Here is an 11,001-nt window from a genome sequence, read left to right as displayed (position 1 = left end):
CGGTGACCACCACGCAGGACGGTTCCGGGCGACTGGCCGAGGCCGCCATCGCGGTCTCCGGTCTGCTGCGGGCCTTCGACATCGATGAAGGCGCGCACACCGCGGACACTCCTTTGCGAGTGGCCAAGGCATGGGCACATCTGCTTGCCGGATATGAAGAGGATCCCGCCGACCATTTGTCGCGGACCTTCCCGGCGCCGGATACGCCGGGGCCGGTGATCGTTTCCGGGATCCGGCTGGCGTCGGTGTGTGCCCATCACCTCCTGCCCTTCACCGGGTCAGCGACGGTGGCCTATCAGCCGGTGGCTGGTTCGGCGATCGTTGGGCTGTCGAAACTGTCGCGCGTGGTGCGCGGATATGCGCGTCGGCTTCAGGTTCAAGAACGGCTTGGCAGTCAGGTCGCCGACGCGGTGACCGACCGCCTTGCTTCCGAATGGGTCTGTGTTGTCATCACCGCTGAGCATCAGTGCATGAGCTTGCGCGGTATCGAGGATCCGGGGACGGCCACCACGACGCGCACGGTACGAGGAGCGCCGGACGGGCCGACCCTGGAACTCGTTCTGGCGGCGCATCGAGACGCGACTCGATCTCGCTAGTGTGGTGGCCGCCCGGTGCGGCCACCACACCTGGCAATCAATTACCGAAGCTGCCGGTATTTGCACCGGTCGAACTGCCGGTGGCAATGTATTTCCAGAATTCGAAGTCGAATCCGGATGCCGAGCCGGTCGACGAGGACCCTGTCACGGGTGTCGGAGTACCGATGGCGTTAGCCGTTCCGGCGCCGATCACCGAGATTGCCGCTGACGCGAGGCAGCCGATGGCGATAACGCTCAGCTTCTTCATTCATTTCTCCTTAACGATTATTTGCGGCAACGAACCGCCGCCTCACGAATCGTATCCACGCCCTGCAGTGCAAACTTCCCACATCTGGGAATTGCGGGCATGCGACAGGGGGTTAATCGCGACTGCCGTTATTCTCGAGCCGCTTCGTCGGTGGCGTGACGGCAGCCTGCTCGCCACAACGAGGCACATGGCGGCAGGCGTAAACCTCCTCGGGGATTCCCCCACTCGCCTGACGGCGCGCTACGGGTGACGGATGCCGTCCCGGGCGCTTTTCCCCTCCGTGGCCCGGGTCGGTCACACTGTCCGAGGCAGGGTCCCGTATCGGGGACAGATCACATACTCCTTGGTTTCGACGAACGGACCGTCGGTTGTGGGCGGCCGCTGCGTCGCGAGGACATCGAGATCGCGGCGATCGTGGGTTCGAGCCGCGGGCAGCGTCCGCGCCGCAGCACGGTGTTGCTCAGAGATCGGCTTCGTCTCGGGCGAGAAGGATTGGATCAGTCGGACGTAGTACACCGTAGGGCTCCACATGCGTCGATTCGATCGGGAATCGGCTGGGCTACGGGATAGTTCTCCATTGCGAGCCCGCCGTATTGATCCTGCGACCAGCACGTACGGACGCAGAAGTAGTCAATACAAGATCCATACAGACCACGCTGAAGCGTTGCAGCTATTAGTATTCGGCGATGATGAGGGACGATACCGACCAGTTGGGTCTTGGGGCCGTGCAGACTCGAGAAGAGTTCGCAGCCGTCCTCACCCGGCTTCGCGTTGACGCCGGACTAACGATCCGCCAAGTCGTGGAACGGTCGAACTGCCAGCACGGGACTGCCAGCGGCTGGTTCGCCGGCCACTACTTACCAACGGATGCCAACGAGAGCATGTTCCGGGCCGTATTGGAAGCCTGTGGGGTGACGTCGGTAGCGGCACAGCAGGATTGGCTGGCCACCGTGCGCCGGATCCGGCCGACGACAGGCCGCCGGCGTGAGCGCGGTGCACGACCTTACCGAGGTTTGGAGCCCTTTCATACGGAGGACTCCGAATTGTTCTTCGGTCGAACCGAGCTGACCGAGGAACTGCGTTCGCGTGTCGATGAGGTTCGAGAATCGACAGGACGTCCGCGGGTGTTGTTCGTCACTGGCGCGTCCGGATCGGGGAAATCGTCGCTGTTACGAGCAGGCTTGCTTCCGTCGTTGCGGAACAGCGGCGTGTCAGCTGAAATCATTGTGCCGGGTACAAATCCGGGGGAGTCGCTGCGGAATATCGACCGGGTCGGTGTCGTGGTGATCGATCAATTCGAAGAGACATGGACGCTGTGCGCTAACGCGGCCGAACGCGAAGAATTCCTCGATAGGCTGGTCGATTACGCCGGTGACGAACGAACTTTTGTACTGGGGCTGCGCGCCGACTTCTACCAGCACGCAGCCAAGGAGCCTGCGCTGCATCGTGCCCTGGCCACCACCGCGCTGCTGGTCGGCCCGCTCAGTCAGGACGAACTGCGGCAGGCGATCGTCGAACCAGCTCGGAAGGTCGGCTGGACTGTGGAGGACGACCTGGTTCAACTGCTGATCCTCGAGTTGGCCCCCCGCGGTTCGGGCGCCGCGCACGATGTCGGCGCGCTTCCGATGCTGTCGCACACGCTGCTGCGGGTATGGATGCACGCCAGCCGGAGACGAATGACGGTGGCCGATTACAACGCGGTCGGCGGGATCGCCAGCGCCATCGAACGCACGGCGGAGACTGTGTACTCCGCGCTCGACCACGCACAGCAGCAGATTGCCCGTCGGTCGATGCTCCGCCTGCTCACCGTCGATTCCGATACCTTGACGCGACGGCGGGTACATCGATCGGAGCTCTTTTTCGGCGACCAGGCCGGAGAAGTCAACATGGTGATCGAACGGTTCGCCGGGCAACGCCTGCTCACTGTTGAACAGGACACTGTCGAGATCACGCACGAAGCGTTGATTCGGGCCTGGAGCCGGCTGGCGGGGTGGGTGGACCTCGATCGCGCTGGACTGGTCGTGCATCGTCAGCTGACCGATGCGGCACGGGTGTGGCAGGAGAGCTCTCATGATGAGAGTGCCCTCCTGGGGCAGTCACGCCTGACCCTGATTCAGGATTGGACAGACACCGACGGTCACGACCGGGATCTGAACAAGCTCGAACGTGAATACATCGACGCCAGCTTGGCCCATCACCAGGCGATGTTCGCACGGGAAGCGCGGCGCACCCGCAACCTGCATCGTCTGGTCATCGGGCTGGCCCTCGCATGCGTGATGGCGGTCGTACTGGCCGCCACTGCGTTCGTGTTCAAAACGATCGCCGACGGCAGCCGTGACACAGCAGCGCGGACGCGCGACGAAGCACTGTCACGCAAGATCGCATTACAGTCGACGAGTTTGCAGGGCAAGGATCCTGCGCTGGCGGCTCAGCTCGCACTCGCCGGTTATCGGGTCAGCCCCACGGTGGAGGCCCGGTCGGCGTTGCTGGATTCCTCGGCGGTGCACACGCCAGTGCGGTTGCTCGGCGCTGAGGGGCGGGCCGTGCTCACGACCGGCGGTGACTCGACACGGTTCGCTGTCGGTCGCGCGGACAATTCGGTCACCCTGTATCGAACCAACCCGGCGAGTGCGGTCACCGAGCTCGGCCATATTCCGGCCGGCTCGTCGGACCGAGAGTCCTCCTTGACCGCCATGGCGCAGACTTCGGACGGGAGGCTTTTCGCCCGCGGTATCGAGAACACTATCGAACTCTGGGAGGTCGCCGAGCCCGCGGAAGCACAACTATTGACGCGAATACCGTTGAACGCCTGGGTCAACGCGCTTGCCTTCAGTCCGGATGGCCGGTCGCTGCTGGCCGGGGTGGAGGACAAGGAGATCTGGCGGTTCTCGCTGTCGGATCCGCGGCAACCCAGTGCCCTTCCCGCCCTGGAATTGCCTGCCGGGTTCCCGGTGATCGCCTTCAGTCCCGATGGGGGGCTGCTCGTCGCTGCAGGAAACGAAGCCGCGCTTCGGATCTGGGACTGGCGATCGCCGGAAGCGCGGCTGTTGGCCGATATCCCGGGCGATGGCTCACCGGCGCGTGCGCTCGCGGTGCGGTTCAGTCCCGACGGCGCGATGATCGCGATACCGAACCGCGCCAACGAAGTTCGCCGCTGGCGCCTCGACGATCCTCGCCAGCCCAGTGCCCTACCGGCCTTGACGGGATTCACCAGTTATGTCAACGATGTCGATTTCAGTGCCGACGGCACCCGCTTGGCGGCGGTGAGTTCCGATGGCACTACACGCGTGTGGACACTGGGCCGTGACAGTCTCGATCTGACACTGCCGGATCCAGCCATCCTCACCTCGGTCCGGTTCATCCGTGACGGCGCGGCGATCGTCACGGCTGGTGACGACGGTACGGCGCGCATCTGGACGTTGCCCGGACCCGTTCTGCCGGCAGCGAGCGCTGTGTGGCAGATCCAGTTCGACCGCGAGAGCACCAAGGTCTTGGTAGCCGCCGGTGCGAAGAACAACCGCGCACACCTGTGGGATGTTCGAGATCCTCTGGCACCTGAAGAGATGCCGGTGATCACCGTCGGCCTGGAGGAGGAGGCCAGTGGGGCGGCAGCATTGACCAAGGACGGCAACACTGCGGCAATAGGAAGCCGCACCGATCGTGTCTACTTGTGGAATGTGCAGGACCCGCGGCGTCCTGTCCAGGTATCGACGATCAGTGCCGTCCGGGGAATCCTGGGGACACTGGCGTTCGTGCCGGACGGGTCGGTGCTGATCACACAAGGCCAGGATGACCCGATCATCCCGCTCTGGGACGTGACCAATCCAGCTGCCCCGCATCAACTGTCCGCTGTGGACACCGGACCGGGGCTGCCCGCGCAGGTAGCTGTCGACCGAACCGGTACATTGCTGGCGGTCGCGAGTTCGGAGAATACGGTGCGCGTGTGGGATATTCGCAACCGCGAGCATCCGCGTGAACTGCCTGCGTTGACCGGCTTCGGAAACCGAGTGCTCGCTGTGGCGTTCAGTCCTATCTCCGGCATGCTCGTGGCGGGCGGTGCCGATGACACCGCCCGAGTCTTCGATCTGAGCGAACCCGAGCGGCCACGGTTGGTGTCAACGCTGAGCGGTCCGTCCGATGCGGTCAACACCGTGGCGTTCAGTCTGGACGGGCGCCGGGTTGTCGGTGGTGGAGGTGGCGGCGGGATCTGGATGTGGGACATCGACGATCTCGCTGCCCCACGAGTCGTCGCGGTGCTCAACGCCTACCCCGCGCGGGTCAACGATGCCCAATTCGGGCACGACGGTCGCACACTGGTTGCGGGTGGACCCAATCGAACGGCGCTGATTTGGCAAGTCGATGCCGAGCAGGCTATCGCTGGCCTGTGCGGCAGCGGGAGCGCTACTCTGACCGCACAGGAGTGGTCGCGTTACCTTCCTGATGTGGCTCCGATGGAGCTGTGTGCGGGCGCGCACCAAGTTCGGTAGTCGTGTGCAACTTCGACACGCCATTTTTCGGTGTCAGCGTATGCAGGCTGCCACTGGTGAGAGCAGCCGCGAGATCGGATTTCGCGCCCGGCAGCCGCGGTTGCTTACGGCTGCGCGGATTGGCTCTGTGGTACCGGGGAATCGATCTGGGGCGCGTCGGAACCGTAATAGCGCATCGCCAATTGGGTGCGGTTGGTGCAACCTAGGACTCGCATCGCGTGTGTGAGGTGCTTCTTGACTGTGGCGGTCGTAACCTGCATAGCTGTGGCGACCTCTTGGTTTGTCAGGCCCATGGCGACCAGCCGCGCTACCTCGGTTTGCCTGACCGACAGCTGCAGATCACCCTCGCCCGCAGTGCCGGGCAGCTTGGGCAGGTGGTTGTTCAGGAGGTTGCCGAGATGACGTGCCAGGATGTGAAACGTCGCGACATCATGTGGGCCGAAACGGCCGGACTCGCCGTCGATGAGCCCGACCGCGGCTGCGTATCCGCTTGGCGATTTCAACAAAACCACCATCTTTGCGTACGCACCGTTGCGAAAAAGGAACTCATCGAGATATCGCTCGCGCAACGGCGTAACCGGTTTCGACAGGTCGTCGAGAGTGAGCACACGGCGCGACTGCAGGGTCCGTAAGACCGCAGGCTGAGAGAAGACATCGCCGCTGTGGAAGTCCTCGATGTAGGGGGTGAGCAGGCGCGTGGGGAGTCCGTGCGCCTTCGGCGTCCGGTCCTCGAATAACTGCTGCTCCGAGGGCGCGATGAAAAATGTGGAATGGCGGTATCCCAGAAAGCGGGCCAGTGACTCGAGTGCGATATCTCGGAAGTCGGCTAGCGAGGGCGCGCATTCGCATTCTTCGATCACCCGGAGGACGGCATCGAGATCTCGGTTCGTCAGCCAAGGCACAGTCTCGCTTGATACGGCCACCTGCGGAGTCTATCGACACTATCGTCCACCGGCAGCAGATTCTTGTCCTGACGATTACCGATGCGCCGTGGCATTATGGGAAATCCCCTGGCGCCGTCAAGGCAGGTTTCCCTCTTCGCTGGAAATCCGCCCTTCGTGCCGAGCTTGCCAGGCCCAAGGACCAAGCACCGACCGGTGTGATGTCAGGGCTGCAGACTGGCACGGAAGCGCCTTGTCAGGAAATAGGACCAGTCTGTCGAACACTTGTCGTAGCAGTCGAGCTGGGGGGTGAGTCCGGTGTGGCGGAACTCGATCACTGTCGATCCGTCATCGTGGGTACTGAGCGCGAACGTCGGTGTGGTGCCGACCCATTCGGGTAGGAACGAGCACTCCTCGACGGTCCAATAGACGGAGTTGCCCGACTGCGATAGACGCAGGACAAGCGGATCGTCGCTGACCGGGAACCGCACCTCGAGCCCGTTGTCACGAGCCACGCTCGGGCCCCACCAGGACGAGACTCCCGCTGCGGTGGTCAGCGCGGCTAGCACGACCGACGGGGCTACCGCCACGATCAGGCTTTCGGTGAAGTCGCCGGGATTGGGCTCTCTCACTTCGGACTCGGTGCTCATCGTTCATCGTCCTGTCCTGCGTCGGGAGAAGGGACCGGAGAGTGGTCCCTCCCTTTCGACGTACGCCCTGTCTCAATTTCGACACTGATTCCCGACATTCTCTGCTTCCACCGGGGACGGCTTCGTCGACACATGCTGTTGTAGAACGGACTCGAGATATGGCAGCACCTGGCCACCCTGCTCAGCGAAGTACACGAGTTCGTTCAGCGGGCGCGGAAGGAACCCCTCGGACTCCATACGGCTCAGCTGCGCCTGAAGCCCGTCGTAGAAGCCCGCAGTGTTCAACACCACCACGGGTTTCTTGTGCAGGCCATGCTTTTTCAGCTCGACCACCTCGGTCGCCTCGTCCAATGTCCCCAATCCGCCGACCAGGATCACCACACCGTCCGACCGTGCGAGAAGCTCGGCCTTGCGATGCGCGAGATCCGTGGTGATCACCATCTCGTCGACATCCGCCCGATCAGCCCACCTCAAGAACTCGGCCGACACCCCAACCAGTCGCCCTCCGGTCTGGCGCACACCATCCGCGATCACCTTCATCAACCCGACATCCGACCCACCCCACACCAATGTGTGCCCTCCCTTCCCGATCAGCGCGGCGAGTTCGCGGGCGGGCGCGGTGTATCGCTCATCCAGGTCAGCGGCCGAAAGAAACACACAGATGTTCACCGAGGCACCCTATGAGACCTGCCCCGCAACTCCCCACCACTGGGAATGCCGGGTTGGCATATCGCGGATGAGTGCATTCGGCAGGGAGATTGCCAGAACCGCGAACCGTGGTCACTGCACTGATAGCGCGCGACGCGGTGGGTCAGCAGACGACGATACCGGTTTCCAGCACCATCCGAGCGACTGATGTGCCGCGCAATATGCTGCTCATCGGCCACCCAACCCCGACATGCTGACGCCACGGATGAATGCACGCTGCGCGACGGCATAGAGCAGTGCCAAGGGCAGCAGGATCACCATGGACGCGGCCATCAGTATGGGCCAGCGCGTGTGGTACTGACCCTGCAATCGCACCAGGCCCAGGGTGACAGTGGCGTAGTCGTTTTGCTGGATCATGATCAGCGGCCAGAGGAAGTCGTTCCATACCGAGATCCAGGCCAGCACGGCTACCACCGCCAGCGCAGGCCGCGCATGGGGGAGCACGACACGCCAATAGGTCTGCCAGGTGGTGCAGCCGTCGAGGAGAGCGGCTTCCTCCAATTCTATGGGGAGCGTGGCCAAGAACTGCCGCATCAGATAAGTGCCGAAGGCGTTGCCGAACAGACCGGGCACGATTATCGACCACGGAGTGTCCACCCAGCCGAACGTGCGCATCAGCATGAACTGTGGGATGACGGTAACGGTGAGTGGAACCATCAAGGTAGCGAGGTAGCCGACGAACAGAACTTCACGACCCGGGAAACGTAGGCGCGCGAACGCGTACCCGGCCAGCGAACAGAAGAACACTTGCCCCGCGGTGACACATACGGCGTAGATGGCGGTGTTGAACAGCATGCGACCCAGCGGGATCAACTCGAACACCTCAGCGTAGTTGGACCACCGCGGATGCGCTGGTATGAGCGTTGGATCAGTCACCGCACCCTCGCTTTTCAGCGATCCTGACAATCCCCACAGGATCGGCGCCAGTGCACACCACCCGACCATGATGAGTGCCGCGTAGAGCAGTGCGCCACGGACAGTCCTGCGCAACACAGATCGCGGGATCCGTGTGGACGACGCTTTGCCGAAGGCCGCCAGAGCAGAAGGTCGTGCTGTCGCCCTGCGAGAGGTGAGCCGATTCATAGCTGAATCTCCGAGCGACGGGCAAATACCAACTGGAGAACAGTAAGCAAGAACAGCATCGCGAACATCACCCAAGCCAGTGCCGAGGCGTATCCGACCTCGTAGAAGCGGAAGGAATTCTGGAACAGCATGATTCCGAGCACGTAGGTTCCGGTCTCGGGTCCGCCGTTGCCTCCGGTCAGCGCGTAGGCTTGGTCGAATGCCTGTACCGAGTTGATGATGGTGATCGCGAAAACAAACGACAACGGCCCCCGGATCAGTGGCACGGTGATCGACCAGAAGCGCCGGATCGACCCTGCACCATCGATCCTGGCAGCCTCATACAGCGGCTCCGGTATCCCGCGCATGGCGGCAAGCACGATTACCGTCCCGAATGGCACGCTCTTCCATACGGTCACCATGCTCAGCGACAGCAGCGCCCAATGCGGGTCGGTCAGCCACGGTACCGGACCGATGCCGAACCATCCCAGCATCAGATTCAGCAATCCGTCATCGGTAGTCAACAGGAACCGCCACACCACCGCCATCGCCACCGTGGAGGCGACCAGCGGGAGGAAGACGATGGTCCGGAAGAGCCCTATGGCGGCAAGCCGTCGATTCAGCAGAGCGGCAACGGCCATGCTGATCACAACGGTAGGCACCAGTGTGAGTACCGTGAACACGGCGGTGTTACGTGCCGCGATCCAGAACAGTGGGTCGTCACCGAACAGCCGCCGGAAGTTCGCTACGCCTACGAACCGCATGGGACCGAATACATCCCACGAGTGGAAGCTCAAGTACAGCGAAAAGGCCAGCGGAAAAACGAGGAACACTCCTACCGCGGCCAGATTCGGTGCTACGAACAGCACTGCTGCTCGTGCCTGGCGCCGCGCAAGCGCCGAGCGAGGCGGACGCCTCCTGCGACCCTGGAGCGACCTCCAGCGATTGCGCAGTGGCTGTCGCCCGCAGGTGTCGGTTTCACTCGGACGCTGCCTGGTGTGCTTGCCCGCAACGGCGTCGCGGCTGGCCACGGGTTCCTGAACTGTCATCGCGACCTCACCGCGCCTTCAGCAGCACATCGATATCCGCCGCGACCGGGCCAGCCATATTCTCTGCGGTGACCACGCCGCGCAACACTCGGTTGAAGCTGCGTTCGATCAGTGACTCGACCTTGCCCCAGACGGGCGTAACCGGCATCAACCAGCAATGAGCTGGACCGTCGGTCAATACCTCCAGGTTGCGGATGCTCGGATGAGCAGCCGCGAAACCGGGCGATCGCATGGCCGACTTGAGAACCGGCACGAACAACCCCGACTCAGCGATCAGCGCCTGCCCGACCGGACCGGTCGCGAACTTCACAAATTCCCAGGCCTCTTCGATTCGTGGACTGCTCGCCGCGATCGCCAAACCCGTGGATCCGATATCGGTGATCGCTCCGGGCCCACCTCGCGGACCAACCGGTAGAACGGTGACATCCAGTTCGACGTCATCTTGATCGGCGAATTCCGAGTACAGCCAGTGTCCGCCCAACAGCATCGCCGCCCGCCCTCGGGCGAAGAGGTCGTTCGCCGAAATCGACTGCTGATCAGCGGTTTTCGGTGCGACGCGATGACGAACCGACAGATCGGCATAGAACTGCAGCCCCTCGGTGAACCGAGCATCTGCCAGATTGGTGTGCGTGGGCGCGACGGGCGGCGAGAACCACTGCGCCCCATTGTTCATTCCGAAGCAGGTGGCAGAGAAATACGGCACCCAGGCATCGACGAGCCCCCACTGTGTTGTTCGCCCGGTACTGTCTCGCCGTGTCAACGCCCGTGCCGTATCGAGGAACTCGGCAAAGCTCCATGCCTCGCTCCATCGGGCCGGCGGCAATGGGACACCCGCCTCACGGAACAACCGGCGGTTGTAGTACAGAAACACACCCGACCATTGCTCGGGCAGCGCATATTGCCCGCCCTCGAACATGAAGACCTCTGACAGGTGCGAGAAGCTGTCGCCCCTCAACTGCGCTGCGAACTGGGGGTCACGGGCTAGCAGGGTGTTCAGATCCACCAGCACACCGCGCTCGGCGAGGCCCGCGTACAGCAACTCCCACGCCATGAGGATGTCGGGGCACCGCCCGCCAGCACAGTAGGTCAACACTTGCTGAAGGGAATCAGGCCCGGAAATGACGGTCCGGATAGCGATGTCCGGCCGGCGCTTACGGAATTCCTTGATGATCTTCAAACGCACCCGCGCCTCTTCGGGCCGGGCACCGAAGAGGAATGTCAGCGCATCATCATCCATACCGCATCCCGCAGTCAGCACCAACGGTGCCGTGAGCGCGGCTTTCAACATCGACCGGCGGGGCCACGAAGGGGCACCTGGCAC

General features: G+C 63.1%; 9 protein-coding genes. 2 read left to right on the top strand and 7 right to left on the bottom strand.

Annotated features, from left to right (window positions below):
• Positions 1-2 precede the first annotated feature (2 nt).
• Positions 3-596, top strand: a complete 594-nt coding sequence (gene folE / locus AB0H50_RS27130; protein WP_357457760.1) for a GTP cyclohydrolase I — start codon at positions 3-5, stop codon at positions 594-596.
• Between the two features lie 37 nt (positions 597-633).
• On the opposite strand, the gene AB0H50_RS27125 is transcribed toward folE, so the two are convergent.
• Positions 634-843: a hypothetical protein gene (locus tag AB0H50_RS27125; protein WP_357457757.1), complete on the bottom strand. Its 210-nt coding sequence runs from the start codon at positions 841-843 to the stop codon at positions 634-636.
• 686 nt (positions 844-1,529) lie between these two features.
• Here AB0H50_RS27125 and AB0H50_RS27120 point away from each other — a divergent pair.
• Positions 1,530-5,330, top strand: a complete 3,801-nt coding sequence (locus tag AB0H50_RS27120; RefSeq protein WP_357457754.1) for a hypothetical protein — start codon at positions 1,530-1,532, stop codon at positions 5,328-5,330.
• Between the two features lie 104 nt (positions 5,331-5,434).
• Here the strand turns inward: AB0H50_RS27120 and AB0H50_RS27115 are convergent, their stop codons facing one another.
• From AB0H50_RS27115 to AB0H50_RS27090, 6 genes are all read right to left on the bottom strand, one after another.
• Complete coding sequence (locus AB0H50_RS27115) at positions 5,435-6,253, bottom strand: helix-turn-helix transcriptional regulator (RefSeq protein ID WP_357457751.1); 819 nt, start codon at positions 6,251-6,253, stop codon at positions 5,435-5,437.
• A gap of 182 nt (positions 6,254-6,435) precedes the next feature.
• On the bottom strand, positions 6,436-6,861 hold the full coding sequence (locus AB0H50_RS27110) for a hypothetical protein (protein WP_357457748.1): 426 nt from the start codon (positions 6,859-6,861) through the stop codon (positions 6,436-6,438).
• A 72-nt stretch (positions 6,862-6,933) separates the two neighbouring features.
• Positions 6,934-7,530 (bottom strand): TIGR00730 family Rossman fold protein, encoded by a 597-nt coding sequence (locus AB0H50_RS27105; RefSeq protein WP_357457745.1) that lies wholly within the window; start codon positions 7,528-7,530, stop codon positions 6,934-6,936.
• Positions 7,531-7,737: 207 nt separating this feature from the next.
• Positions 7,738-8,514, bottom strand: a complete 777-nt coding sequence (locus tag AB0H50_RS27100) for a carbohydrate ABC transporter permease (protein ID WP_357458335.1) — start codon at positions 8,512-8,514, stop codon at positions 7,738-7,740.
• A gap of 134 nt (positions 8,515-8,648) precedes the next feature.
• Positions 8,649-9,500 carry a sugar ABC transporter permease gene (locus AB0H50_RS27095; RefSeq protein ID WP_357457742.1) on the bottom strand — a complete coding sequence of 284 codons (852 nt, stop codon included), beginning with the start codon at positions 9,498-9,500 and terminating at the stop codon, positions 8,649-8,651.
• 187 nt (positions 9,501-9,687) lie between these two features.
• Positions 9,688-10,968: a sugar ABC transporter substrate-binding protein gene (locus AB0H50_RS27090; protein WP_357457739.1), complete on the bottom strand. Its 1,281-nt coding sequence runs from the start codon at positions 10,966-10,968 to the stop codon at positions 9,688-9,690.
• Between the last annotated feature and the right edge of the window lie 33 nt (positions 10,969-11,001).

Source organism: Nocardia sp. NPDC050793, assembly GCF_040654065.1.
Taxonomy (GTDB): domain Bacteria; phylum Actinomycetota; class Actinomycetes; order Mycobacteriales; family Mycobacteriaceae; genus Nocardia.
Note: the sequence above shows the minus strand (reverse complement) of the source record. Positions and strands in the feature narration are given on the sequence as shown.

Coding starts and splice junctions, on each gene's coding strand:
- AB0H50_RS27125 (WP_357457757.1), bottom strand. CDS start 843: ATGAAGAAGCTGAGCGTTATCGCCATCGGCTGCCTCGCGTCAGCGGCA.
- AB0H50_RS27120 (WP_357457754.1), top strand. CDS start 1,530: ATGATGAGGGACGATACCGACCAGTTGGGTCTTGGGGCCGTGCAGACT.
- AB0H50_RS27110 (WP_357457748.1), bottom strand. CDS start 6,861: ATGAGCACCGAGTCCGAAGTGAGAGAGCCCAATCCCGGCGACTTCACC.
- AB0H50_RS27100 (WP_357458335.1), bottom strand. CDS start 8,514: ATGGTCGGGTGGTGTGCACTGGCGCCGATCCTGTGGGGATTGTCAGGA.
- AB0H50_RS27090 (WP_357457739.1), bottom strand. CDS start 10,968: ATGTTGAAAGCCGCGCTCACGGCACCGTTGGTGCTGACTGCGGGATGC.